The sequence below is a fragment of the Bradyrhizobium sp. B124 genome (genome assembly GCF_038967635.1).
Classification (GTDB): domain Bacteria; phylum Pseudomonadota; class Alphaproteobacteria; order Rhizobiales; family Xanthobacteraceae; genus Bradyrhizobium.
The window spans coordinates 3857784-3883359 of record NZ_CP152413.1 but is presented as its reverse complement, the minus strand read 5'-3'; the positions used below and the strand labels follow the sequence as shown (position 1 = coordinate 3883359).

Sequence of the window (25576 nt, the reverse complement as noted above, 5' to 3'; positions counted from 1 at the left end):
AAACTATCCCCACCTTATCGGTATTTCAGGGTATGAACGGCATCACGATGTGGCGAGAATGACATCCCGACCACATCTCAGGATACGTGCACCAAATGTGCCAGATTGAGGGTTGGAAACTTCAGGGCAAACAATGGCGAAGCAAGGGCAGAGCGATTCCGGCAGTGAAACTACGGGGCTCGAAACCAAGGCCCTCGGAGGCAAGGGCCTCGAAGGGCTGACCACTGCCGCCAATCAGGCCGCGACATCGGGTCCAGCCGGACGCAAGGGCCTGCCGCCGGTTCATCTATGGAATCCGCCGTTCTGCGGCGATCTCGACATGCGAATCGCGCCCGACGGCACCTGGTTCTACATGGGAACGCCGATCGGACGCCCCGCGCTGGTGCGGCTGTTCTCCACGATCCTGAAGCGCGAGGACGGCAAGCACTTTCTCGTGACACCGGTGGAGAAGGTCGGCATCCGCGTCGATGACGCGCCGTTCCTTGCGGTGGAAATGCAGACGGAGGAAGACGCGCGCGGCCGTTTGCTCCGGTTCCGCACCAATGTCGACGACTGGGTCGATTGCGAGAAGGGCCACGGCCTCAGATTCGAGGCTGCCGCGGATGGCGGATTGACGCCCTATCTGCATGTCCGCGCCGACCTGTGGGCCAAAGTCACCCGCGCGCTCTACTACGATCTGGTTGACATGGGCGAGGAGCGGATGGTCGATGGTCAGGAGATGTTCGGCATCGAGTCCGGCGGCGAGTTTTTCGCGATGGCCGATGCCAGCCAGGTGAGGGGCGCACTTTGAACGAGCCGTTGCTGAAGGTGAAGCCGGCGACGATCAGCTCGACGGAATTCTTCGCGCGAGCCCGCACGCGGCTCGATTTCGAAGTGCCGCCGGGTCTGGTCGATCCGCATATCATTCCGCGCACCGGAGATTCCGGCAACGATCGCATGCTCGAGATCGTCGCACAGGAGCAGCCGGTGCGGCCGGCCGCGGTGCTGATCCCGGTGGTCGATCATCCCGAGCCGACCGTGCTGTTGACGCAGCGTTCGCCCAATCTGTCGAGCCACGCCGGTCAGATCTCGTTTCCCGGCGGCAAGATCGACGCCACCGATGCCTCGCCGCTTGATGCGGCGCTGCGCGAAGCCTGTGAAGAAGTCGGGCTGAAGCGGGAATTCATCGACCCTGTCGGCTATCTCGACCTCTATGGCACCGCGTTCGGCTTCCGCATCCTGCCGACGGTCGCCAGGGTGAAGCCGGGATTTACCCTAGAGATCAATGAGGCCGAGGTCGTCGATGCGTTCGAGGTGCCGCTCGCTTTCCTGATGAACCCCGAGAACCATCAGATCCACACCAAGGAATTCCGCGGCATGGACCGGTCCTACTACGCGATGCCGTTCGCCGAGCGCTACATCTGGGGCGCGACCGCCGGCATCCTGCGGGTGCTGTATGAGCGGATCTATCTGTCATGATCCGCACGGTGTTGACCGAGGTCGGAATCTTCCTGATCCCTTTCGCGGTCTATGCCATCTTCCTCATCGCGACGCGGTCCGGCGTGACGCTGCCGACGTCCTGGCCGCTCGACATGATCGCGAAGCTGACGCTGGCGGCGCTGGTGCTGGTCATCGTGAGCTTCGTGCTGCTCGCCGAATTGACCGGCGCGCCGCCGAACTCCACCTACGTTCCCGCCCATATCGAGAACGGCAGGCTGGTGCCGGGAGCTGAGAAATGAGCGAGGTGCGCCTGTTGTCCGACGCGCCATGGCTCGCTTCGGGGCCCGCGGCGCGCGTGCTCGGCCTGCTCAATGCCGCCGGCGAGGAAGCGCGGGTGATCGGCGGTGCCGTGCGCAACGCGCTGATGCGGATTCCGCTCGCCGACATCGACATCGCCACCACCGCATTGCCGGAGGAGGTGATCCGCCGTGCCAAGCGGGCGGCCATCAAGAGCGTGCCGACCGGCATCGAGCACGGCACGGTGACCCTGGTCGTCGACGGCCATCCCTTCGAGGTGACGACGCTGCGCGAGGACACCGAGACCTATGGCCGCAAGGCCAAGGTGGCGTTCGGGCGCGACTGGGTGCGCGACGCCGAGCGGCGCGACTTCACCATCAATGGCCTGTCGGTCGACGCCTCCGGCGTCGTGCATGATCACGTCGGCGGTCTCGCCGACATCGAGGCGAGGCGCGTGCGCTTCATCGGCGATCCCGCGCAGCGGATTGCCGAGGACTATTTGCGCATCCTGCGCTTCTTCCGTTTCCACGCCGCCTATGGCGCAGGCGAGGTCGATCGCGCCGGCTACCTCGCCTGTATCAGCGGGCGCGCCGGGATTGCCGGCCTCTCGGCCGAGCGCATCCGGATGGAGATGCTCAAGCTCGTGGTCGCGAACGGCGCCGCCGGCGCGGTGGTCGCGATGGGCGATGGCGGATTGCTGCTGCCGCTGTTCGGCGGCGTCGCCTATACCGGGCCGTTCGCGGCGATGATCGAGATCGAGCAGCTGATGGCGCTTAAGCCGAGTGCGACGCGCAGGCTGGCTGCGCTGACGGTCGCCGTGACCGAGGACGCGCGGCGGATCGCGAGCCGGCTGCGGCTCTCCAACGCCGAGGCCAAGGCGCTCGACTCAATGGGCCATCGCTGGTGGCGCCTGCCCGGCATGGACGAGGCGCGTGCCAAGCGCAGGCTCTACCGGCTCGACGAGGAGCCCTATCGCGACCGGCTGCTGCTCGCCTGGGCACGAACCGGCGCGAACCGCGACGTCGAGCAGTGGCACGCGCTCGCCACGCTGCCGCAACGCTGGCGCGCCCCTCACTTTCCCTTGAGGGCGTCGGATTTCATCGCGCGCGGGATTGCCGAGGGACCGGCGCTGGGGCATGTACTGACCTTGGCCGAGGATGCTTGGCTTGCCGCGGATTTCCCGCTGGATCCGCAGGTGCTGTCTGGCATCGCCGACCAGACCGTTTCTCGTTTCACCCGCGATCATCGACTGTGAACTTTCTCTCCGGCTTCTCCGACATCTCGCTCCTTCAAATATTTCTTGTCGCAGCCGTTGCCCTGTTTGCTTCCGTGATCGGAGGCCTCGCCGGCTACGGCACCGGCGCATTGATGCCGCTGGTGCTGGTGCCGATGGTCGGCGCCGAGCCGGTCGTGCCGATCATTGCGATCTCTTCGATCTTCACCAATTCCAGCCGCTTTGTCGCCTTTGTCAGATTTGCGGACCGCCGCAAGGCGATCATCGTGATCGCGGCGGCGCTATTCTCTACGGCGCTTGGCGCGTACGGCTATACGCGGCTGACCAGCGTCGGCGCCGCGCTCGTGATCGGAAGCATGCTGATCCTGAGCGTCCCGCTCAGGCGGCTGCTGCGCAAGCACAGCGTCAGGATCGGTGAGCGCGGCCTTGCGGCCGGCGCTGTCGGCTATGGCATCGTGGTCGGCGGCACCGCGGGCTCGGGCGTCATCCTGCTGTCGCTATTGATGGCGGCGGGCCTCGAGGGCGCCGCTGTGATCGCAACCGATGCGGTGATCTCGCTCACAAGTGCCGCGGTCAAGATCTCGGTGTTCGGTTTGACCGGCGTCATTACCGCGCAGGTGCTCGCGCTTGCGCTCCTGATCGGCCTGGTCGCCATTCCCGGCGCGTTCCTGGCCAAGGCCTTTGTCGAGCGGATGCCGGTGCATATCCACACCGCGATCCTCGATGCCGCCGTGATCACCGGCGGCGTGGTGATGATCTCGAGCGCGCTGCGCGCATTCTGACCAGAAGCGGTGGCGATGCTGCCGGCGGCGCGCCGGGCAGCATCGCCTGAATCTCACGCAGCCTTGTCAAGCCGCCTTACGCTTCTTCTTGCGGTCGCCGTCGTCGTCCTCGTCTTCGTCGTCCTCTTCTTCCTCGTCGTTGTCTTCGTCCTCGTCGTCTTCCTCTTCATCGTCTTCCGGATCGATTTCGGCCGACTCGAGTGCGACGAGCGGCAGGGTTTCGCGAAACAGGTCGCCGTCCGTGCCCATCCACAGGCACTCGACCTTGTCTTCGTCGACCTCCACGACCGTGATCGGATGGCCGCCGGATTTCAGCATGACGACATCGCCTGGTTTCAGTTCCATGATTATCCCTCCGCGCTGGATGACGCGGACGGCAAGCTAGCGACCGGTGATGACAGTGCGATCACGGCCGGCGCCTGGCGCGGTGGATCTGCTCTGAAAACAGAAGCTGCGTTATTTCGGCGCGGCCGGAACCAGTTCGGTCAGCGAGCGGATGATGCGGTCGGGCTTGATCGTCGATCCCGGCGGCAGCCCGACGCCGTGCACGTCCATCCAGATCGCATAGATCCCAAGCCGCTGCGGCGCCACGACTTCCCACTCCAGATTGTCGCCGATCATCCAGGTATCAGGCGCGGTGACGCCGAGTGCCTGCATCGCGTGCAGATAGGCGCGCTCCTCGGGCTTGCCGAAGCCGTGCTCGCCCTCGATCTGGATGTGATCGAAGCGATGGCCGAGCGCGAAGCGCTCGACCTTGGCGCGCTGCATGTCGGCGGCGCCGTTGGTGACCAGCGCGAGCTTGATGCCGAGCGCCTTGAATGTATCGATCGCTTCATGCGCGCCGGGGAAGATGAACATCTCCTCCTCGCGATAGGCGGTGAAGCGATCGGCGATGCGGTCCGCGAGATCGTCCGGCAACGCACGGTGGCCAGCCGCCGCCAGCTGAGCGAAGCCGCCCTTCACGGTGAGCCGGCGTGCCTCGCCGAGCTTGATCCGCCAGATCGGCTCGGCGGTCGACCAGAATTGCCGTGCATAGGCCAGCAGCGCGGTCGCGACCATCTCCGGGGGCAGGGGCGCGAGCTCCGAGGCGAATTCGGTGGTGATCGTGTTCCAGGCGATCTCGGGACGTCCATAGGCCGACAGGATGGTGTCATCCATGTCGATCAGCATCGCGCGCGGCAGCTTGGTCACGGCCATTTCACCTCCGGCGGCAGCGACGACAGGATCGAATCGACATTGCCGCCGGTCTTCAGGCCGAAGATGGTGCCGCGATCATAGAGCAGGTTGAACTCGACATAGCGCCCGCGGCGGATCAGCTGCTCGTCGCGATCCTCCGCGCTCCAGTCGGCTTCGAAATTGCGCCGCACCAGGTCGGGATAGATCTTCAGGAAGCTGCGCCCGACGTCCTGGGTGAAGGCGAGATCGGCCTCCCAGTCGCCGCTGTCGTGCCAGTCATAGAAGATGCCGCCGACGCCGCGGGCTTCCTTGCGGTGTGGCAGATAGAAATAGTCGTCGCACCATTTCTTGTACTTGTCGTAGTCGGCGACGCCGTTCGGGCCGCTGCAGGCCTCTTTCATCGCGGCATGGAAGGCGACCGTGTCGGGGTCTTCCTGGGTGCGCCGCCGGTTCAGCACCGGCGTCAGATCGGCGCCGCCGCCGAACCAGGCCTTGGTGGTGACGACGAAGCGGGTGTTCATGTGCACGGCGGGCACGTTCGGATTGCGCAAATGCGCGATCAGCGAAATGCCGGAGGCCCAAAATCGTGGATCGTCGGCGGCGCCGGGAATCTGCGCGCGGAATTCGGGAGCGAATTCGCCATGCACGGTCGAGCAGTGCACGCCGACCTTCTCGAACAGCCGGCCCTTCATGATCGACATCACGCCGCCGCCGCCGGGCTTGCCGGTATGGTCGGTGCGATCCCAGGGGGTGCGCGCGAACCGGCCGGCATTGCCGGGGTAGAGCGCTGCGGGGGCGTCGTCCTCAAGCGTCTCGAAGGCCGCGCAGATCTCGTTGCGCAGCGCCTCGAACCAGCTGCGCGCACGCGCCTTGCGGTCTTCGATGATGGCGGGGTCTGTTGGCAGCATGGCTAACCTTGCGGGCCGAAATAGGTGCAGCTCTCGTTGCAGCTGTCGCGATGGACGCTGACGCGGGTCAGCTTGCCCGCGTGTTGCAGCCGCTCCCAGATGAAGCGTGAGAGATTCTCCAGCGTCGGGACACCGATCGCCTCGATCTTGTTGAGGAACTTGTGGTCGAGCGTCTTCTGCACCTCGGCCATGGCGCGTTCGAGCAGGCCGAGATCGACCACCATCCCGGTTTTCGGATCGGGCGTGCCGCGGACGGTAACCTCGGCTCGAAACGAGTGACCGTGGATCTCCTCGCTGGCAGTGCCAAAGGTCGTTCCGGATAGCGCATGCGCAGCCTCGAACCGAAACGCTTTCGTCAATTCCCACATCTCGTTCAACAATCCAGTTCTGTCAGTTCACCTGATGCCGAGCGTCTTGTGCGTTTGCACGCTGAGGCGCCACTGCGGGTGCTTCAGGCAGTATGCGATCGCAAGCTCGGTATTCTCGATCACGTCGGGCCCGTCCATCGGCTGCAGCGAGAAGCGCTCGAAGGCGAGCCCCGCAAAATCCTCCGGCGCGTTCTCCGGCTGCGGATAGACCAGCTTGAGCTCGTGCCCCCTGCGCACCACAAGCTCGGATGCGGCCTTGGGGCTGACGCAGATCCAGTCGAGCCCGTCGGGCGGCGCGATGGTGCCGTTGGTCTCGATCGCGATCGCAAAGCCGTGGCCGTGCAGGGCTTCGATCAGGGCGGTATCGACCTGCAGCAGCGGCTCGCCGCCAGTCAGCACCACGTAGCGGTCGGCTTCGCCCCCGGTCCATTGCGCGGCAATGGTGCCGGCAAGCTCGGCTGCGTCGGCATAGCGGCCGCCGAGCGTGCCGTCGGTGCCGACGAAATCGGTGTCGCAAAACCGGCAGACTGCCCCGGCGCGGTCCTGCTCGCGGCCGGTCCAGAGGTTGCAGCCCGCGAAGCGGCAGAACACGGAGGCCCGGCCCGCATGGGCGCCTTCGCCCTGCAGGGTGAGAAAGATCTCCTTGACCGCGTAGCTCACCAAAAATCCCTTAAGTTACCGAACCGGCAATTCCTGAACCGGTCTGTCGCAGCGCTTCTCCGACTGCCATGGCCGCGGTGACCGCCACATTGAGCGAGCGCAGGGACGGCTTGATCGGAATCAGCAGCCGCGCATCCGCGGCGGCCACGACCGCCTCGGTCACCCCTGCCGTTTCGCGCCCGAAAAGCAGGACATCGGAGGCCGTATACGCGAAATCAAGATAGGATTTCGCCGCCTTGGTCGTGAACAGGACCAGCCGGCATCCGGCCTCGGCCCGCCATTCCTCGAATTTCGACCATGAGTCGTGACGCTTCAACCGCACATGGTCGAGATAGTCCATACCCGCCCGGCGGAAATTCCGGTCCGAGGTGTCGAACCCTGCCGGTTCGATGATATGGGCTGCCACGTCCAGGCAGGCGCAGAGGCGCAGAATCGTCCCTGTATTCTGGGGGATGTCGGGCTGGAACAGCGCGATCTGCATGGTGCGGGCGACCTGTGAAATCCGGATGAAATTGTCTCAATAAAACATCGCTTGGCGCGGATTTCGTGCATTGCACGTGTGCGAGCCGATAGCGGGCTTGCGCTCGTCCGGCAAGGGTGCCAATAGAACGATTCTGGACTGCTGTTCCGCCATTTGGGGTGGGGAATAGTGGTTTTCTGCCGCCGCGGGGGCCGCGGGCGCCGGCAGCCTTTCTTGGGGCGCGTTCTGCGTCTCCGGGGCGGTTCCACCGGCTGCAGAAAAGAAAGGGCTAGGAATCGTGACGACAGCGTCTTCGGCGGACCATCCGACACGCCGTGATTTTCTCTTTGTTGCAACCGGAGCTGCCGCCGTCGTCGGCGCAGCCGCGACCGTCTGGCCGCTGGTTGCCCAGATGAACCCGGATGCCGCGACGATCGCGGCCGGCGCGCCGATCCAGGTCGATCTGACGCCGATCGCCGAGGGCCAGGACATCAAGGTCTTCTGGCGCGGCAAGCCGATCTACATCAGCCATCGCACCAAGAAGCAGATCCAGGAGGCCCAGAGCGTGGCGCTCTCGAGCCTGCCCGATCCGCAGCTCGATTCGGCCCGCGTCAAGGCAGGCCACGACCAGTGGCTGGTCGTGATCGGCATCTGCACCCATCTCGGCTGTATCCCGATCGCCCATGAGGGCAATTACGACGGCTTCTTCTGCCCCTGCCACGGCTCGCAGTACGACTCCTCCGGTCGTATTCGCCAGGGGCCGGCGCCCGCCAACCTGCCGGTGCCGCCCTACGCCTTCCTTACCGACACCAAAATCCAGATCGGCTAAGTCCCGGACCCTCCGGGATTTCGGCTTCCCCTTGGACCCATCGCGTCGTTTTTCTTCTTCAGGATCGCATCAATGAGCGGACCATCTGATTTTCAACCGAGCAACCCCGCTTTGAAGTGGATCGAACGGCGCCTTCCGATCTTCGGCCTCGTTCACTCCTCGTTCGTGGCCTATCCGACGCCGCGCAACCTGAACTACTGGTGGACCTTCGGCGCCATCCTTTCGATGATGCTGGCGCTGCAGATCCTGACCGGCGTGATCCTGGCGATGCACTACACACCGCACGCCGATCTCGCCTTCAAGTCGGTCGAGCTGATCGTCCGCGACGTCAATTACGGTTGGCTGCTGCGCAACATGCATGCCTGCGGCGCGTCGATGTTCTTCTTCGCCGTCTACATCCACATGTTCCGCGGCCTCTATTACGGGTCGTACAAGGAGCCGCGCGAGGTGCTGTGGATACTCGGCGTCATCATCTACCTCCTGATGATGGCGACCGGCTTCATGGGCTACGTGCTGCCGTGGGGTCAGATGAGCTTCTGGGGCGCCACCGTCATCACCAATCTGTTCTCGGCCGTGCCGTATTTCGGCGAGAGCATCGTGACCCTGCTGTGGGGCGGCTATTCGGTCGGTAACCCGACGCTGAACCGCTTCTTCTCGCTGCATTACCTGCTGCCGTTCGTGATCGCCGGCGTGGTCGTGCTGCACGTCTGGGCGCTGCATGTCGCGGGTCAGAACAACCCGGCCGGCGTCGAGGCCAAGACCGAAAAGGACACCGTGCCGTTCACGCCGTATGCGACGATCAAGGACGCGTTCGGTGTGTCGTGCTTCCTGATCTTCTTCGCCTGGTTCATCTTCTACATGCCGAACTACCTCGGCGACGCCGACAACTACATCCCGGCGAACCCCGGCGTGACCCCGGCGCACATCGTGCCTGAATGGTACTATCTGCCGTTCTACGCGATCCTGCGTTCGATCCCGAACAAGCTCGCCGGTGTCGCGTGCATGTTCGGTGCGATCATCGTCTTGGCATTCCTGCCCTGGCTCGACAACGCACGAACCCGTTCGTCGAAGTATCGTCCGCTGGCCAAGCAGTTCTTCTGGATCTTCGTGGTGGTCTGCATCCTGCTCGGCTATCTCGGCTCGCAGCCGCCGGAAGGCATCTATGTGATCGCCGGCCGGATCCTGACGGTGTGCTACTTCGCCTACTTCCTGATCGTGCTGCCGCTGCTCGCCCGTATCGAGACGCCGCGCCCGGTGCCGAACTCGATCGCCGACGACGTGCTGGCGAAGAGCAAGGGCAGGGCCGCGACCGCAGCCTCCGTCATGCTTGCGCTGGTGGTGGCCGGTGGCCTGTTCGCCGGCAGCACCCAGAACGCCAAGGCCGAGGAGGGCGGCGACGCCCCGCCCGCCCAAAGCTGGTCGTTCTCCGGCCCTTTCGGCAAGTATGATCGCGGCTCGCTGCAGCGTGGCCTGAAGGTCTACAAGGAAGTCTGCTCGGCCTGCCACGGCCTGAACTATATCGCGTTCCGCAACCTCGCCGATGCCGGTGGCCCCGGCTATTCGGAGGCGCAGGCGGCGGCTCTCGCGGCCGAGTACAAGATCAAGGACGGCCCGAACGACCAGGGCGAGATGTTCGAGCGCCCGGGCCGCCCGGCGGATTACTTCCCGGCGCCGTTCCCGAACGAGCAGGCCGCGCGCGTGGCCAATGGCGGCGCGGCACCGCCGGACCTCTCGCTGATCACCAAGGCGCGGTCCTACAAGCGCGGCTTCCCGCAGTTCGTGATCGACTTCTTCACCCAGTACCAGGAGCAGGGCCCGGACTACGTCGACGCCGTTCTGCAGGGCTTCGAGGACAAGGCCCCGGCCGGCGTGACGATCCCCGAGGGCTCGTACTACAACAAGTACTTCCCCGGCCACGCCATCAAGATGCCGAAGCCGCTGTCCGACGGTCAGGTGACCTTCGACGACGGCTCGCCGGCGACGGTCAAGCAATACGCGCACGATGTCACCACGTTCCTGATGTGGGCGGCCGAGCCGCGCATGGAAGAGCGCAAGCGGATCGGCATGCAGGTGTTCTTCTTCCTCGTGATCTTCGCCATCCTGATGTACTTCACCAAGCGCAAGGTCTGGGCCAACGCTCACTGACCTCGGGTATGGTATCGCGCGTTTGAAAAAGCCCCTTCGGGGGCTTTTTTGTTTGTGACGTCATTCCGCGGCGATGCGTAGCATCGAACCGCAGGTGCGCAATTGCGCGCCGGGGAATCTCGAGATTCCCCGATGCGCAATTGCGCATCTGAGGTCTGGTGCTAACGCACCATCCCGGAATGACAGTCTCGTCAATTGCGTTCGTCGCCGAGTACGGACAAAATGCCGGCCAATCAGCCGGCAAACATCGCGGAGGAACTCATGGGTACCAGCATCAACTTCAAGCGTCCGGACGGCAAGGAAGCGTCAGGCTATCTCGCCAACGCCGCGCGCGGCAACGCGCCTGGGGTCGTCGTGATCCAGGAATGGTGGGGCCTGCAGGACCAGATCAAGGGAATGTGCGACCGCTTCGCGCGGGCCGGTTTCGATGCGCTGGCGCCCGATCTCTACAAGGGCAAGGTGGTGCCGTATCACGACACCGACGCGGCCGGCAAAGAGATGAACTCGCTCGACTTCATGGACGCCACCACGCAGACGGTGCGCGGCGCCGCGCAATATCTCGGCAAGAACGGCGCCAAGGTCGGCCTGACCGGCTTCTGCCTCGGCGGCGCGGTGACCATCATCGGCGCCACCAAGATCCCGGAGCTGACCGCCGGTGTGGTGTTCTACGGCATTCCGCCGGAGCAGGCGGCCAAGCCGGCCGACGTGAGAATTCCGCTGCAGGGCCATTTCGCCACCAAGGACGACTGGTGCACGCCGGCGCTCGTCGATGGTTTCGAGAAAGCGATGAAGGCCGCCGGCAAATCGCTGGAGCTGTACCGCTATGACGCCGAGCACGGCTTCGGCAACGAGCAGCGCCTGTCGGTGCACGACCGCCAGTGTGCGGAACTGGCCTGGGACCGGGCGACGGACTTCTTCAAGAAGCATCTTGGGTAAAGACGCGTCCCGCACACGCTGTGTCGTCTCTGCGAAAGCAGGGACCCATAACCACAGGATGCGGTTGTCTGGCGAGATGACTGCCAGTGTGCCCTTTACCAAAGCCGCGGCGTATGGGTCCCTGCTTTCGCAGGGACGACGGAGAACTAGTGTTCCGCCTTCACCCCGTCCCACCACGGGCAGGTCCCCGACATCAGCTTGAAATTGCCTTCCAGCACTTGAACCGGCGCGCGCTTGCCTTCCGAGGCAGCGCGCATCCGCATTTCGCGCGCGACGGCGCGGTCCTCCGGCGACAGCCAGACGCGCTCGTGGCCCCACAAGCTCGGGCCGTCATGCATCTCGAACGGCGTCCAGTTCGCGGGATCGATCTCGCGGCCGCCCCAACCGCACTCGACCATGAAAGCTGACGGCGACTTGGCGTAGAACGAGGTCATCAGATCATTGGTGTGACGGCCGAGCGTGACGTTGACCCGGTCTTCCTTCATCGCGATGTCGTAGGCCTGACCGACATCGTCGAGCGAGAACAACTCCACCATCAGATGATGCATGCCGTTCGTGCCGGTCTCGATCAGCGCCAGCGAATGGTGGCGCGCGTTGACGTGGAAGAAATAGGCGCGGAATGGTTTTTCGATGTAGTCGCTGAGGCCGAAGCCGAGCACGTCGACATAGAAGCTCATCACGGGCGCGATGTTCTCGACGGTCAGCACCGCATGGCCGAGCCCGAGCGCGCCGGTGCGGAATCCGGAGATCGAGCGCCCCGGCCGGAACGGCGTGTCGTCGATCTCGGGGCCATGAAACGCCTCCAGGCGGTTGCCGGCCGGGTCCTGGAACGAGATCAGGCCGTGCACCCGCCTGCTATCTGCGAGCGCCTGCGGTTCGGTGGTCACGGCGACGCCGGCGCGCTCCAGCCGCGCCGCCAGCGCGTCCAGCGCCGCGGCATCCGCCACCTCCCAGCCGAAGAACCTTGTCCCTTCGCCCTGGGCGCGGTCGATCACGATGCGCTGCTTGCGGTCGTCCATCCGGAAGGCGAGCAGCGAGTTGCCGCGCTCGATCGCCTGCAGCCCGACCAGGCCGGTGCCGAACTGCCGCCAGTCGTCGAGCGCGTCGGAGCCGAAGCCGGCATATCCGAGACCCAAAATCGCCATCTGCGCCTCCACCATCTGTCTGTTTTTTGGGCGGCTGATCGGCCGCCATTTCGTCAAATCCTACGCGGATTCCCGTCGCTTCAAACCCCGAAAATGCCGTCCCGCCTTGGGGCAGGGGTGTCGGGCGATCCCTTGACACGGCCCGCGCCCGGTGGTGAGTAGCGGCCATGAGCACCCTTGCCAGTCCATCCCGTCGTTGGTGGCCCACCTTCTCATAGGTGGCCGGTGCGTTTTCATTTCTCAAAAACGTCGAAGGTCGCCATCGCAGTGCGACGGTCTCCCTTCGTTTGTCCTGTGTGGCGCTCTCTTCCCAAGTTTCGTAAGAGGATCACATGAACAGGACAGTCTTCTCCCTGCCGGCCAAGAGCGAATACCTGACCAATGGCGGCCTTGCGGTTGCGCGCGTGGTCGAGCAGTTCACCGGCGGCGCCAACCGCCTCGATGAGCTGATCGCGCTCTTGGACCGCCGCCGCGGCGTGGTGCTGTCCTCAGGCACGACGGTGCCGGGCCGTTACGAGAGCTTTGACCTCGGCTTTGCCGATCCGCCGCTGGTGCTGGAGACGTCAGGCACCGATTTCTCGTTGCAGGCGCTGAACCCGCGCGGCGAGGTGCTGATCGCCTTCCTCGGCGACGTTTTGCGCGAGCCCTGCGTTGTGATCACGGAGCGAAGCGCTACGCGGCTCGCCGGTCATATCATCCGCGGCGCTGCGCCGGTCGAGGAGGACCAGCGCACCCGCCGCGCCAGCGTGATGTCGCTGGTGCGCGACATGGTGGCGGCATTCACCTCCAATGCCGATCCGCTGCTCGGCCTGTTCGGCGCCTTCGCCTACGACCTCGTGTTCCAGATCGAGGACATCGTGCAGAAGCGTGCCCGCGAGGCCGACCAGCGCGACATCGTGCTTTACGTGCCGGACCGCCTGTTGGCCTATGACCGCGCCACCGGCCGCGGCGTGGCGCTGAATTACGAGTTCGCGTGGAAGGGCAAATCCACCGCCGGCCAATCGCACGAGACCGCGCCGAGCCTCTACGCCAAGACCGGGCGTCAGGGCTTTGCCGATCACGCCCCGGGCGAATACCAGGCGACGGTTGAAGTGGCGCGCGCGGCGTTCGCCCGCGGCGACCTGTTCGAGGCAGTGCCCGGGCAGCTGTTTGCCGAGCCCTGCGAGCGCTCGCCGGCGGAAGTATTCCAGCGGCTCTGCCGCATCAATCCGTCGCCCTATGGCGCGCTGATGAATCTCGGCGACGGCGAATTCCTGGTCTCCGCCTCGCCGGAGATGTTCGTGCGCTCCGACGGCCGCCGGGTCGAGACCTGTCCGATCTCGGGCACCATCGCGCGCGGTTCGGACTCGATCGGCGATGCCGAACAGATCCGCAAGCTCCTGAACTCGGAGAAGGACGAGTTCGAGCTCAACATGTGCACCGACGTCGACCGCAACGACAAGGCGCGCGTCTGCGTGCCCGGCACCATCAAGGTGCTGGCGCGGCGTCAGATCGAGACCTACTCAAAGCTGTTCCACACCGTCGATCACGTCGAGGGCATGCTGCGGCCGGGCTTCGATTCGCTCGACGCCTTCCTCACCCATGCCTGGGCCGTGACGGTGACCGGCGCGCCGAAATTGTGGGCGATGCAGTTCGTCGAGGACCATGAGCGCTCGCCGCGGCGCTGGTACGCCGGCGCGATCGGCTGCGTCAATTTCGACGGCAGCATCAACACCGGCCTCACCATCCGCACCATCCGCATGAAGGACGGCCTCGCCGAGGTACGCGTTGGCGCCACCTGCCTGTTTGATTCCGATCCCGCTGCCGAGGATCGTGAGTGCCAGGTCAAGGCCGCGGCGTTGTTCCAGGCGCTGCGCGGCGATCCGCCGAAGCCGCTGTCGGATTTCGCGCCTGACGCCACCGGCTCGGGCAAGAACGTGCTCTTGATCGATCACGATGACAGTTTTGTGCACATGCTGGCGGATTACTTCCGCCAGGTCGGCGCCAACGTCACCGTGGTCCGGCACATCCATGCCCAGGACATGCTGAAGCAGCGGGGTTGGGACTTGCTGGTGTTGTCGCCCGGACCGGGCCGCCCGGAGGATTTCGGCATCGCGAAAACCATCGACACCGCGCTGGAAAAGAAGCTGCCGATCTTCGGCGTCTGCCTCGGCGTGCAGGCGATCGGCGAATATTTCGGCGGCCAGCTCGGCCAGCTCGGCCAGCCCGCGCATGGCCGTCCGTCGCGCGTCCAGGTCCGCGGCGGCAGGCTGATGCAGAATTTGCCCAATGAGATCGTGATCGGCCGCTATCACTCGCTCTATGTCGAACGCGACAGCGTGCCCGAGGTGCTGGCGGTGACCGCGACCACCGAAGACGGCGTCGCGATGGTGATCGAGCACAAGACCCTGCCGGTCGGCGGCGTGCAATTCCATCCGGAATCGCTGATGTCGCTCGGCAACGAGGTGGGCCTGCGCATTGTCGAGAATGCATTCCGGCTTAATCCGCCGGCCAACTGAGGATTGCGAGACCAATGACCTTCGACCACGACATCAAGGCGACCGTTCGCACCATCCCGGACTACCCGAAGAAGGGCATCCTGTTCCGCGACATCACGACGCTGCTTGCCGATGCCCGCGCCTTCCGCCGCGCGGTCGACGAACTGGTGCATCCCTGGGCGGGGGCGAAGGTCGACAAGGTCGCGGGCATCGAGGCGCGCGGCTTCATCCTCGGCGGCGCGGTGGCGCATCAGCTCTCCGCCGGCTTCGTGCCGATCCGCAAGAAGGGCAAGCTGCCGCACACCACGGTGCGGATCGCCTACTCGCTGGAATACGGTATCGACGAGATGGAGATGCATGCCGACGCCGTGCAGCCCGGCGAGCGCGTGATCCTGGTCGACGATCTGATCGCGACCGGCGGCACCGCGGAGGGCGCGGTGAAGCTATTGCGCCAGATCGGCGCCAACATCGTCGCCGCCTGCTTCATCGTCGACCTGCCCGATCTCGGCGGCGCCGCCAAGCTGCGCGCGATGGACGTCCCGGTGCGCACGCTGATGGCGTTCGAGGGGCATTAATCTTCTCTTGCCTCGCCCCGCTTGCGGGGAGAGGCCGGATCGCATGGCAATGCGATCCGGGTGAGGGGGAGTCTCCGCGCGCTCCAATCCTGATTGAATTTGCGGAGGCAGCCCCTCACCCCAACCCGCTCCCCGTAAGGACGGGGAGAGGGAGAAGACTCATCCCCGCTGCAGCAGCATGCTCAGTTCGAGATCGCGGAATGTGGTGTAGTTCTTCCGGATCCACTGATGCAGCTCGGTCGATGAGTCCCTCTCCTGGCGCAGATAGCCGGTGAAGGAGAAGGTCAGCCGGTCGATATAGGTCTTCAGGAACACCGGCAGCGCGCGGAAGCGCAGCACCCGGCTGGCGGTCATGACCGGCGGCAGCTCGCCTCGCACGACGAATTCATTGTCGATCACGACGAGCGCGTTGGGCGGGATCATGCCCTGCAGCGTCTGGTAGCCGTGCACCGAGGCGCGGTCGGTATCCGCCACATACAGGATCACAGGCGAGACGCGGCGGCGCAGCGCCTCCTTCATCAGCCCGATCTGGTCGACCATTTTGAAGAATTCGTCGAAGGCGTGGTAGCCGAGGTCGATCACCTTGGCGATGCCGTCATTGACGATGACCCGGTCCATCAGCTGCATTTTGCCGTAGGTGTCGATCACGTCGGCGGTTTCCGTGATCCGCGGCAGGTAGTCGAGCAGCGACGGCTCCTTCAGATTGATGTCGTAGCAGACGACGTCGCCGTTCTTGAGCAGCAGGAATTCGCCGAGCAGCCGCGCGATCAGCGTCTTGCCGACCTGCGGGCGGGGCGAGCAGATGATGTAAACGGGCGTGGACGACATCGCCCGCTATATCAGGCCAAATTTTCGCCCAATCCAGCCCCATCGCCGCCCCCCGGCGCGATTTTTTTCGCTGCCGGGCGCGACTCTTTCGCTGCCCCCGGGCGCGACCTTTCGCTGCCCCGGGCGGGACTTTTCGCCCCCTGCGCGCGCGACTATTTTTCGCCCTTGGCCGACTTGGCGCCGACCAGATCGGTCAGCTTGATCCGGTCGAACTCGCTCCAGACATTGGCGAGCCAGTGCCGGACATAGCCGCGCAGCACGAAGGAGTAGTTCGCGGCGTCGTCGTTGATGCCCTTGTTGGCAACGAATTTCAGGAACGGAACCGAGGAAACCTCGACCTGCTCGTAGGCCATTTCGTTGAGCTTCGGGATGGTGAGGTCCACGGCATCCTTGATGCGGTGGAAGTAGGAATTGTAGGTCGCCTGGTCCCACTGGAAGAACTGGGTGTCGTTGATGAAGTTCTTCACCAGGAAATATTTCGCACCGTTCATGAAGTTGGCGGTCTCGGCGATCTCGTCCAGCGAGGCGATCGAGGGGCCGAGGATGTGGAATACGGCGAAGGTGATCTGGCCGGAGCGCGCCGCGTCGAGGAAGCCGATGTCGCGCAGCGAGGCCAGCGCGGGCGACAACAGGCCGGCGCGGACGTCGATCACGGTGACCGAGGAACCGGCGTTCAGCGTATCGAAGATCTTCATCTGGTCCGCGGTCGTCGTCATGTCGACGATCTCGGTGATGTCGGGGTGGAAGCGCTTCAGCGTGCCGCGCGGCGACTCGGTGTCGAACGCCCGGGTCTGTACGTTGTTGGCACTGAAATAGTCCAGGAGCGTCCGCGAGACGGTCGTCTTGCCGACCCCGCCCTTGTCAGCGCCCACCACGATCACAACCGGCTTTGCCATGGAAGTCCCTTAAAGCGCGCTCCCGACCGCGATGGCGATCGGCAAGTCCCCACACTGCTTTGGGCGCGAACATGGCAGAAACGAGGGAGAATTCAATTCCTTAAGGTGCCCACATTGGGTTTGGTAGGGATTTCCTTAATGGACTGAGTAGCCTAGGGCACGATCAGCGGTGCCGGCCCCAGGGGCCTTGAAGAGGGCCTTGCAGAGGACCCCGCGGTCCCAATGGTCCCTGTGCGGGGCTGGCGCCCGGCAGCGGCGGCGGATTGTTCGGTTGTGCAGGCGGCGTGTCGCCCCAAGGGCCGTGGGTTGGGCCGTGGGTCACAGGCGGAGGCTGATCGCCCGACACCGACGGCTGGTCCGGCGTTTCCGTCGCCTCCGATGTCTCATCCGGCAGCGCCAGCGGTCCGGGATCGTGGCCGCCGGCGTATTTCACCAGGGCATCGACCCGGGACTTCACCGACGGATGGGTGGCAAACAGGTCGGCAAAGCCCTCGCGCGGATTGTCGACGCAGAGTTCCATCACCGCCGAGGTGGCGCCCGGCAGCTCGCCGCGATTCTCGATCTTGCGCAGCGCCGAGATCATTGCATCGGGATTCTTGGTCAATTCGACCGAGCCGGCATCGGCGAGAAATTCGCGCGACCGCGACAGTGCGAGCTTGACCACCTGCGACAGCAGCCAGGCCAGCATGATCAGCGCGACCGCGATGATGATGACGATGATCGCGCCGCCGCCCGAGCCCTTGCTGTCGCGGTCCGAGGAGGATGATGACGATGAGGAGGATGACGACGACGACCAGCCGCCTCCGCTGCGGCTGCCACCGCTCCACGACAGATTTGTGAACAGGCGGAAGAACAGCTCGCCGAAGAAGCCGACCACGCCGGCGATGATCACGGCGACCACCATCAGCTGCACGTCGCCGTTCTTGATATGGGTGAGCTCGTGGCCGAGCACGGCCTCGATCTCCCGGTCGTTCAGTGCCCTCAACAAGCCCGTGGTGACCGTAATGGCGTATTGCCGCGGGTTCAGTCCGGTCGCGAACGCGTTCAGCGCCGGGCTGTCCATCACCTTCAGCTTCGGCATCGGGATGCCGCGCGAGATGCAGAGGTTTTCCAGCAGATTGTAGAGCCGCGGCTGCTGCTGCCGTGTCACGCTTTCGCCGCCAGTGACGGCGTCGATCATCTTCTGGTGGAAGAAATAGGCGATCACGATCCAGGCCACCGCCGCGATCGTCGCCCATGGGAAGGCCGAGACCAGATCGCGCGAGGCATGGGTCAGATAATAATCGGCCGTGCGGCCGCTATCGATCATGACCTCCGCGACCAGCGCGCCGGCATAGACCAGCACGTAGATCAGCAGGAACAGGCCGGCGAGCAGCAGCATCGAACGAAACTTGTTCGATGCGATATGCGTGTAGAGACCGTAGGCGGCCATGACGGAGCGGCCTCTCGCCGGCGCGCGTTGCGCCTCAGAACTTCACGCTCGGTGCCGCCTCGACCTCCGTGCGGCTGGCGCCGAGGTCGAAGAAATCCTTGCGGGTGAAGCCGAACATGCCGGCGAACAGCGCGGCCGGCATCTGCTGGATGCCGGTGTTGTATTCCTGGACCGCGTTGTTGAAGAACCGGCGGCTGGCGGCGATCTTGTTCTCGAGATCGGAAAGCTCGGAGGCGAGCTGCTGGAAATTGGCGTTGGCCTTGAGGTCCGGGTAGGCTTCCGACAGCGCGATCAGCCGGCCGAGCGCGCCGGAGAGCTGGTTCTCCGCCGCCGAGACCTGGGCCGGTCCCTGCGCCGAGATCGCCGAGTTGCGCGCCTTGATGACGTCGTCGAGCGTGCCGCGCTCGTGGGCGGCATAGCCCTTCACGGTCTCGACCAGGTTCGGGATCAGGTCGTGGCGCTGCTTGAGCTGCACATCGATGTCGGCAAAGGCCTGGCTGACGCGCTGGCCGAGCGCGACGAGGCGGTTGTAGGCGCCGAACGCAAACAGCACGAGAAGGACGATGACGCCGATAACGATCCAGCTGGTCGACATGACAGGGCAGCTCCTGATGGACGAGACGGCGGCACCGTAGCCCAAGATCGGGGCGCAAGGCAGCCCGCCGCGAAAAGGTGGGCAAGGGTTGGTCGGCACAGAACCAAGATTGGTTCAACATTCGTCGTCCCGGCCTAGTGCGCAATTGCGCGCTAGGCCGGGACGACGCAAGTAGCTAAACCGCATCGCCCCAACGCCAGCGCCGGGCGCTTGCGTAATCGGCCTTGGCGCGACGGGGCACCCTGGCGAGGACGACGCCCTCAGGTGTGCAGAGCTTGGCCGCAACCTCGACCTTGCCGACATCGGGCTGCGCCAGCACGCGCGATGGCCGGCTCTCAACGCGCGCGCGGCTCAGTGCGACATAAGCGAAGCGCTCGTCCTCGAACGGGGCATCGGCGCCCTTGACTTGCTTGTGCGCGCGCGAGCGTTGCAGGCGCTGCGAGAAATGACACCAGTCGGGCGCCACCAGCGGGCAGCCGCCGTCATGCGGACAGGGGGCTGTGACATGCGCACCGGCGGCGATCAATCGGGCGCGCAGCGCGATGATCCGCGCATAGCCCGCGGGCGTGCCGGGTTCGACGACCAATAGCGTATCGCCGGTTTTGGACCACAGCGCATCGGCCAGTGCCGCGCGCTCGGCTTCGCCGAGCTCGCCGATCATGTAGCTGGCGACGACGAGATCGGCCGGGTCGGCCTTGTCCAGCAAGGCGCGGGCCTGGCCGAGTTGGTAGCTGGCGTCGTGCAGGCGTGTGGTGCGTTGAAACAGCCCCTCGGCGAGCGTTCGCAACGCGCCGTTGGCGTCGAGCAGGGTGAAGCCCTGCAGCGATGTGAACGTCTCCGCGGCCGCCCAGGTCGCGGTCCCGGGGCCGGCGCCGACATCGAGCAGGCTCGCTGGCGCAAAATCCGGCCGGATCTCCGTCAGCGCATTGAGGCTCGCCACCACGGCCGCATAGGTCGCCGGCATCCGCGCCAGCGCGTAGGCCAGCGCGTCGGTCTCGGTCCGGATCGTCCCGGAGCCGCCGCCCTCGCGATAGGTCTGTGAGATCACTGCCGCGCGGCCGGCGGCATCGCTGCGCGACAGGCCTTCGAGCCTGGCGTTGAGAGCCGCGCGCAGTTCGGCGGGGAGATCGGGTGAAGTCATCGCCTCATCGTCACGTCTGCCGTCGTCATTGCGAGGAGCGACAGCGACGAAGCAATCCATTTCTCCGCAAGCGGTGCCATGGATTGCTTCGCTTCGCTCGCAATGACGATGCGGATCCACTTGAATGCAATCATCCGCTTTCGCGGACGACAACGTCAACGGATGCGACGAGTTGCGAGCGTCAGCCTACGCCACGTTCTGGTCGAGGATATCGACCGCGCCCTGCAGGTCGACCGACACCAGCTGCGACACGCCGCGCTCGGCCATGGTGACGCCGAACAGCCGGTTCATGCGCGCCATCGTGATCGGATTGTGCGTGATGATGATGAAGCGGGTTTCGGTCGACGCCGTCATCTCGTTCAGCAGGGTGCAGAACCGTTCGACGTTGTGGTCGTCGAGCGGCGCGTCGACTTCGTCCAGCACGCAGATCGGCGACGGGTTGGTCAGGAACACCGCGAAGATCAGCGCGAGCGCCGTCAGCGCCTGCTCACCGCCTGATAGCAGCGACAGGGTCTGCGGCTTCTTGCCGGGCGGCTTGGCGATGATCTCGAGGCCGGCTTCGAGCGGATCGTCGCTCTCGATCAGATGCAGCGCGGCTTCGCCGCCGCCGAACAGCTCGGTGAACAGCCGCTTGAAGTGGTTGTTGACGGTCTCGAACGAGGTCAGCAGACGCTCGCGCGCCTCGCGGTTGAGGCTCTGGATGCCCTGCCGCAGCCGCTTGATCGCCTCGACCAGGTCGTCGCGTTCGGTGGTCAGCGCGGTGTGCTGGGTCTCGACTTCCTTGAGTTCCTCCTCGGCGCGCAGATTGACCGCGCCCAGGCGCTCGCGGTCGCGGCGCAGCTTCTCGAGTTCTTCCTCGACCTGCGCGACGGGCGGCAGCTCCGCACCCGGCTCGATCTCGGCCATGCCGACCACCGCGCTCGGCTCGACCTCGAGCATGTCGTGGATCTCGCGCTCGATGTCGGCGAGGCGGCGGCGCGTGCCTTCCATGCGCTCTTCGGCGCGCGCGGTGGCTTCGCGGGAGGACGACAGCGCTTCGAGCGAGGTCTTGGCGAGGCGATCGGTTTCCGCCATCGCGGCTTCCGCCGTCGCAAGCGCATCCGCGGCGATCCGGCGATCGCCCTCGGCATGTTCGATCTCCGTGATCAGCGCGCTGCGCTTCTCGGCGAACACTTCCGGCGCATTGGCCAGCTCCTCGCGCTCGGCCGACACCTCGGCGATGCGCTCCTCGATGGTCCCGACCTGCGAGGCGGCGCTGGTCTTGCGGCTCTGCCACTCGTTGCGTTCCGCAACGATGGCCTGCACGCGGCGGTCGGCGAGCTCGGCCTCGCGGGCGAGCGCCTGCGCTTCGGCGCGGACTTGCGCCGCGGCACGGCGCTGGTTGTCGATCTCGGCGCGAACCGCGGCGAGCTGGGCTTCGGTCTCGACGCCCGGCGGCAGTTCGGACAGCGCGGCAACTGCGTTCTCATGCGCGGCTTCGGCCTCGGCGCGGTCGGCGGCGACGCGGCTGTGCGCCTCGGTCAGCGCCGATTTGCGCGCAGAGTGGCGGTTGATCTCGCGTTCGGTCGCGGCATGGCGCTCACGCGCAGCGTCGGTCTCGCGGCGGGCGGCACGCACGGCTTCGCGCGAGGCGCCCTCGGCGGCGGATGCCGAGCGCAATTCTTCTTCAGCCGTCTCCAGCGCCTGGCGCTTGGCGGCGGCATCGATGCGGGCCTGTTCCAGCTCATGCTCGATATCGACCAGGCGGGCGCGCTCGGCGAGGCGGCGTGCGGCACCGGTCGGGGCATGGGCGTCGGCGACAAAGCCGTCCCAGCGCCACACGTCGCCTTCGAGCGACACCAGCCGCTGGCCGGTCTTCAGCTGCGACACCAGCGCAGCGCCGCGTTCCTTGGCCACCACGCCGATCTGGGCCAGACGGCGGGCCAGTTCCGGCGGCGCCTGGACGTGATCGGCCAGCCGTTCGACACCATCCGGCAGCGCGGGGTCGCCCGCGGCTTCACCGACATTGGTCCAGCGCATCGGCGCAGAGGAATCCACCGGCGCGTCGAGGTCGTCGCCGAGCACGGCGCCGATCGCCTTTTCATAGCCCTTGGCGACCGTGATGCCGTCGATGATCGGCGGCCACAGATTCTTGGTCTCGCTGGTGACGAGCTTGGAGATGGTGCGGGCTTCGGTCTCGAGGCGCTGCACGCGCTTCTCGGCTTCGGCGAGCGGATTGCGGGAGGCTTCCAGGGTCTGCCGCACGGCGGCGTGGTGCGCCTCGCTGGACTGCACGGCCGCCTCGGCTTCGGCGAGCGTCTGCTGCGCCATCTCCATGGCGGCGGCGAGCGCGTCGATGTCGCCGAGATTGCCGGTCTCCTGCGCGAGCTTGGTTTCCTCGGCCTGGACGTTGGCGATCTCCTGATCGAGCCGCGCCAGCCGGTCGCGATGCGTGCGCACGCCGGCTTCGAGCTGGTTGCGCTTGGCGGTCAGGTCGGCGAGCTGCGTGGTCAGCTCGGAGAACTGGCGCTCGGTCGCGGCCAGGATCTCCTCGGCCTCGGAGACGCGCTCGTCGACGCCGGAGCGCTTCTCGACGCGCGACTTGATCTCTTCCTTGAGCTCCGCGTCTTCGGTGTCGAGCCGCTGCAGCGCGATGTCGGCATCGGAGGTCTGCTGCTGCTCGCGCGCGATGTCCTGGGCGAACTGGGTGAGGCGGCGATCGAGCTCGCCGACGCGCTCCTTGGCGCGCTGCTCCTCGCGGTCGAGCATCTCGCGCGCATTGGTCAGGCGCTGCAGGCCGGCGGCGGCGCGCGCCTCGGCGTCACGGAGCGCCGGCAATTCGGCGGCGCGGATCGCCTGGATGCGGGCGGATTCGGCCTGCTCGCGGGTGCGCTCGGCCATCTCGCGCACGGAGATGTCATGGGTGTGGGCGGCATCGTTGACGTCGGCATTGGCCTCGATCCAGCGCAGATGGAACAGCATGGCCTCGGACTTGCGCACCTTGGCCGCGACCTCGCGGTAGCGGATCGCCTGGCGGGCCTGCTTCTTCAGGCCTTCCATCTGGCCGGAGAGCTGGCCGATCACGTCCTCGACGCGGGTGAGGTTGGTTTCGGCCGCCTTCAGCCGCAGTTCCGCCTCGTGGCGGCGGGCATGCAGGCCAGCAACGCCGGCGGCGTCTTCCAGCACGCGGCGGCGCTGCTCGGGCTTGGCCTGGATGATCTCGCCGATCTTGCCCTGGTGGACCAGTGCCGGCGAACGCGCGCCGGTGGCGGCGTCGGCGAACAGGATCTGCACGTCGCGGGCGCGCACGTCGCGGCCGTTGATGCGGTAGACCGAGCCCGCCTCGCGCTCGATGCGGCGGGAGATTTCGAGCAGCTGGCTGTCGTTCATCGCGGCCGGCGCCGAGCGATCGGAATTGTCGATCGTCATCACGACTTCGGCGTGGTTGCGCGCCGGGCGGTTGCCGGAACCGGCGAAGATCACCGCATCCATGTCGGCGGCGCGCAGCGACTTGTGCGAGGTCTCGCCCATCGCCCAGCGCAGCGCTTCGACCAGATTGGATTTGCCGCAGCCGTTCGGTCCGACGACACCGGTCAGGCCCGGCTCGATCATGAAATCGGTGGGTTCGACGAACGACTTGAAACCGTGCAGGCGGAGGCGCGTGAGCTTCATGTACACAAATCTCGTTTGGCCGGGCGCGAATCTCCCTGCCGTGACAATACCATGGATGGCAATGTCGGTGTCTGGGGTGAATAGCTGCGTGCAGCTCTCATGAGCGGCGACAATGGCGATGCCGGTGCGTCAGGGCAACCGCTTGACCAAGCTTTTCCCAAGGGATTTGCAAGGGATTTACAGGGGTTTTGCGGCCTCTGCATGTCCTCCAAGATTCGCATCGTGCGAATCAAGTTTTCAACAACCAAATTATGCGACGGCCGCATGCGGCGATCGCAAATCATCCACAATTATCGTGCCGCGACTCGAACGCGGGCACGACGACGTCGGATTCGCGGGGCGCGTGATCAGCTCTTCAGCAGCGGGTCGATGTGCTTGCTGAACTCCTCGAACGAGGTCTCGCCCTTCAGCATCTCGCCATTGACGAAGAAGGTCGGCGTCGAGTTCACCTTCAGCACGTCGTTGGCGTATTTCTGGTCGGCGGCGATCTTGTCGAGCAGCGTCTGATCCTTCAGGCAGTCCTCGACCTGCTGCTGGCTGAGGCCGGCCTGCTTGCCGATCCGCGTCAGCGTCTCGGTGGTGTTCTTGACCACCCAGTCGTTCTGCTGGCGGAACAGCAGGTCGATCACGGCAAAGAACTTCGGCGCGTCGTCCTTGGCGATGCAGCGCGCCAGCATCGAGCCGGCGGCGGCCTTGATGTCGAGCGGGAATTCGCGGAACACGTAGCGGACCTTGCCGCTGTCGATGTAGGTCGACTTGATCTTCGGGAACACGGTCTCGTTGAAATTGGCGCAGTGCGGGCAGGTCATCGAGGCGTATTCGATGATGGTCACCTTGGCGTCCTGCGGGCCGAGCCCCATGTCCGGCAGCGATTGCGGCTTGGCGACCTCGGCGGCGGTCTGCGCGAACGCGTCCGTGATCAGGCGCAGCGGCGACAGCCCGGCGAGGGCGGCAAGCCCGGTCAGCGAGAGAGCGGTGGTGAAAGCGCGGCGCGTGATGATCAAGGTCAGCTCCCGGATTGGCGCATTCACGCCAGAATGAAGAGGGTCCCGAAAAGAAGCCTTCGCTAGCTCGAAACGACCATTGTGGCAATGCCGGGATCTCGCGGCCGAGCCTGCGAAAAGCGTCAATTTCGCTTGATCGAGGCACCCAGCCGGGCCAGCGCGGCGCGCAGATCATCGTCCTCGACGGCCGCAAGATTTGCCGCCTCCCGGGCCACGTCCTTGGCGTCGGGCTGGCGCAGCCGGGTCGGGGGGGCGCGGCGCGAAAGCGGCGCCTGCCGGATCGTCAGGCGGCCGACCGCGTGCCAGCCGAAGAAGCGGTTCACGCGCTCCAGGATGACGTCGGAGGAGTGCTGGATCTCCAGCGCCATCGGCCCCTCGACCCGCAGCACCAGCGTGGCCGGCTCCTGCGGCTGGGCCTCGACCGGCCGTGGCCACTGGATCTTCAAGGGCTCGCAATAGGCCGCGATCCGCTCGCCCGCGATCTCGGTCCAGCGCGTCACCAGTTCGCGCGCGGCAAAGCCCTGCTTGGCATAGGCGTCGGTGAAGACGTCGCTGAGCAGGATCGACAGGGGCTTTGCGCTGATCGGGCCGGGTCTGGGCATGACGGGGTTATAGCAG

Annotated in this window: 26 protein-coding genes; 10 read left to right on the top strand and 16 right to left on the bottom strand. The window is 65.5% G+C overall.

The genetic code is table 11. The annotated features are described in order from the left end of the window. Positions 1-133: 133 nt before the first annotated feature. From AAFG13_RS18685 to AAFG13_RS18665, 5 genes are read left to right on the top strand one after another with little or no spacing between them, the layout of a single operon-like run. Positions 134-790, top strand: coding sequence for a DUF1285 domain-containing protein (locus AAFG13_RS18685; protein WP_342712939.1), 657 nt, complete (start codon positions 134-136; stop codon positions 788-790). Continuing rightward, positions 787-1458: a CoA pyrophosphatase gene (locus tag AAFG13_RS18680; RefSeq protein WP_092124541.1), complete on the top strand. Its 672-nt coding sequence runs from the start codon at positions 787-789 to the stop codon at positions 1456-1458. Before AAFG13_RS18685 ends, AAFG13_RS18680 begins: the two co-directional genes overlap by 4 nt. After that, positions 1455-1718: a DUF6111 family protein gene (locus AAFG13_RS18675; RefSeq protein ID WP_212315578.1), complete on the top strand. Its 264-nt coding sequence runs from the start codon at positions 1455-1457 to the stop codon at positions 1716-1718. Before AAFG13_RS18680 ends, AAFG13_RS18675 begins: the two co-directional genes overlap by 4 nt. Beyond that, complete coding sequence (locus AAFG13_RS18670; protein WP_342712938.1) at positions 1715-2971, top strand: CCA tRNA nucleotidyltransferase; 1257 nt, start codon at positions 1715-1717, stop codon at positions 2969-2971. The genes AAFG13_RS18675 and AAFG13_RS18670 overlap by 4 nt, the downstream gene beginning before the upstream one ends. Beyond that, the gene (locus tag AAFG13_RS18665; protein ID WP_342712937.1) at positions 2968-3732 is read left to right on the top strand and encodes a sulfite exporter TauE/SafE family protein; all 765 of its coding nucleotides are present in this window, start codon (positions 2968-2970) and stop codon (positions 3730-3732) included. Before AAFG13_RS18670 ends, AAFG13_RS18665 begins: the two co-directional genes overlap by 4 nt. Positions 3733-3798: 66 nt before the next feature. Here the strand turns inward: AAFG13_RS18665 and AAFG13_RS18660 are convergent, their stop codons facing one another. The 6 genes from AAFG13_RS18660 to AAFG13_RS18635 all read right to left on the bottom strand — a co-directional run bounded on the left by AAFG13_RS18660 (position 3799) and on the right by AAFG13_RS18635 (position 7325). Continuing rightward, a complete protein-coding gene (locus tag AAFG13_RS18660) occupies positions 3799-4050 on the bottom strand; it encodes a DUF2158 domain-containing protein (protein ID WP_229164830.1) in 252 nt (83 codons plus the stop codon). Between the two features lie 138 nt (positions 4051-4188). Next, positions 4189-4929, bottom strand: a complete 741-nt coding sequence (locus AAFG13_RS18655; protein ID WP_342712936.1) for an HAD family hydrolase — start codon at positions 4927-4929, stop codon at positions 4189-4191. Continuing rightward, the gene (gene hemF / locus AAFG13_RS18650; protein WP_342712935.1) at positions 4920-5816 is read right to left on the bottom strand and encodes an oxygen-dependent coproporphyrinogen oxidase; all 897 of its coding nucleotides are present in this window, start codon (positions 5814-5816) and stop codon (positions 4920-4922) included. The genes AAFG13_RS18655 and hemF overlap by 10 nt, the downstream gene beginning before the upstream one ends. Before the next feature lie 2 nt (positions 5817-5818). Further along, the gene (locus tag AAFG13_RS18645) at positions 5819-6184 is read right to left on the bottom strand and encodes a 6-carboxytetrahydropterin synthase (protein ID WP_092126881.1); all 366 of its coding nucleotides are present in this window, start codon (positions 6182-6184) and stop codon (positions 5819-5821) included. 27 nt (positions 6185-6211) lie between these two features. Then, a complete protein-coding gene (queE, locus tag AAFG13_RS18640) occupies positions 6212-6844 on the bottom strand; it encodes a 7-carboxy-7-deazaguanine synthase (RefSeq protein WP_342712934.1) in 633 nt (210 codons plus the stop codon). Between the two features lie 10 nt (positions 6845-6854). Then, positions 6855-7325, bottom strand: coding sequence for a tRNA (cytidine(34)-2'-O)-methyltransferase (locus tag AAFG13_RS18635; protein ID WP_212315570.1), 471 nt, complete (start codon positions 7323-7325; stop codon positions 6855-6857). A 277-nt stretch (positions 7326-7602) separates the two neighbouring features. On the opposite strand from AAFG13_RS18635, the gene petA reads away from it, so the two are divergent. The 3 genes from petA to AAFG13_RS18620 all read left to right on the top strand — a co-directional run bounded on the left by petA (position 7603) and on the right by AAFG13_RS18620 (position 11214). Continuing rightward, on the top strand, positions 7603-8133 hold the full coding sequence (gene petA, locus AAFG13_RS18630; RefSeq protein WP_342712933.1) for a ubiquinol-cytochrome c reductase iron-sulfur subunit: 531 nt from the start codon (positions 7603-7605) through the stop codon (positions 8131-8133). A 72-nt stretch (positions 8134-8205) separates the two neighbouring features. Continuing rightward, complete coding sequence (locus tag AAFG13_RS18625; protein ID WP_212315569.1) at positions 8206-10278, top strand: cytochrome c1; 2073 nt, start codon at positions 8206-8208, stop codon at positions 10276-10278. A 261-nt stretch (positions 10279-10539) separates the two neighbouring features. Then, a complete protein-coding gene (locus AAFG13_RS18620; protein WP_194459106.1) occupies positions 10540-11214 on the top strand; it encodes a dienelactone hydrolase family protein in 675 nt (224 codons plus the stop codon). A 146-nt stretch (positions 11215-11360) separates the two neighbouring features. On the opposite strand, the gene AAFG13_RS18615 is transcribed toward AAFG13_RS18620, so the two are convergent. Then, positions 11361-12359, bottom strand: coding sequence for a VOC family protein (locus AAFG13_RS18615; protein WP_249132275.1), 999 nt, complete (start codon positions 12357-12359; stop codon positions 11361-11363). Between the two features lie 332 nt (positions 12360-12691). Here AAFG13_RS18615 and AAFG13_RS18610 point away from each other — a divergent pair, with 332 nt between their 5' ends. Together AAFG13_RS18610 and AAFG13_RS18605 are read left to right on the top strand one after the other, a co-directional pair. Continuing rightward, the gene (locus AAFG13_RS18610; RefSeq protein WP_342712932.1) at positions 12692-14857 is read left to right on the top strand and encodes an anthranilate synthase component I; all 2166 of its coding nucleotides are present in this window, start codon (positions 12692-12694) and stop codon (positions 14855-14857) included. 14 nt (positions 14858-14871) lie between these two features. Then, complete coding sequence (locus AAFG13_RS18605) at positions 14872-15411, top strand: adenine phosphoribosyltransferase (protein ID WP_212315561.1); 540 nt, start codon at positions 14872-14874, stop codon at positions 15409-15411. Between the two features lie 159 nt (positions 15412-15570). On the opposite strand, the gene AAFG13_RS18600 is transcribed toward AAFG13_RS18605, so the two are convergent. From AAFG13_RS18600 to AAFG13_RS18560, 9 genes are all read right to left on the bottom strand, one after another. Further along, entirely contained in the window at positions 15571-16239 is a 669-nt protein-coding gene (locus tag AAFG13_RS18600; protein ID WP_212315559.1) for a hypothetical protein, read from the bottom strand. A 152-nt stretch (positions 16240-16391) separates the two neighbouring features. Continuing rightward, a complete protein-coding gene (locus AAFG13_RS18595) occupies positions 16392-17135 on the bottom strand; it encodes a hypothetical protein (protein ID WP_212315557.1) in 744 nt (247 codons plus the stop codon). A 163-nt stretch (positions 17136-17298) separates the two neighbouring features. Continuing rightward, entirely contained in the window at positions 17299-18567 is a 1269-nt protein-coding gene (locus AAFG13_RS18590) for a M48 family metallopeptidase (protein ID WP_342712931.1), read from the bottom strand. Between the two features lie 34 nt (positions 18568-18601). Then, positions 18602-19162, bottom strand: coding sequence for a LemA family protein (locus AAFG13_RS18585; protein WP_092124555.1), 561 nt, complete (start codon positions 19160-19162; stop codon positions 18602-18604). 175 nt (positions 19163-19337) lie between these two features. Continuing rightward, on the bottom strand, positions 19338-20303 hold the full coding sequence (locus AAFG13_RS18580) for a small ribosomal subunit Rsm22 family protein (RefSeq protein WP_342712930.1): 966 nt from the start codon (positions 20301-20303) through the stop codon (positions 19338-19340). Beyond that, a complete protein-coding gene (locus AAFG13_RS18575) occupies positions 20300-20437 on the bottom strand; it encodes a hypothetical protein (protein WP_171948072.1) in 138 nt (45 codons plus the stop codon). Before AAFG13_RS18575 ends, AAFG13_RS18580 begins: the two co-directional genes overlap by 4 nt. 52 nt (positions 20438-20489) lie before the next feature. Then, positions 20490-23954, bottom strand: a complete 3465-nt coding sequence (smc, locus tag AAFG13_RS18570; RefSeq protein ID WP_212315551.1) for a chromosome segregation protein SMC — start codon at positions 23952-23954, stop codon at positions 20490-20492. A gap of 347 nt (positions 23955-24301) precedes the next feature. After that, complete coding sequence (locus AAFG13_RS18565; RefSeq protein WP_050403998.1) at positions 24302-24958, bottom strand: DsbA family protein; 657 nt, start codon at positions 24956-24958, stop codon at positions 24302-24304. A 122-nt stretch (positions 24959-25080) separates the two neighbouring features. After that, complete coding sequence (locus AAFG13_RS18560; protein ID WP_342712929.1) at positions 25081-25560, bottom strand: DciA family protein; 480 nt, start codon at positions 25558-25560, stop codon at positions 25081-25083. Positions 25561-25576: the final 16 nt, after the last annotated feature.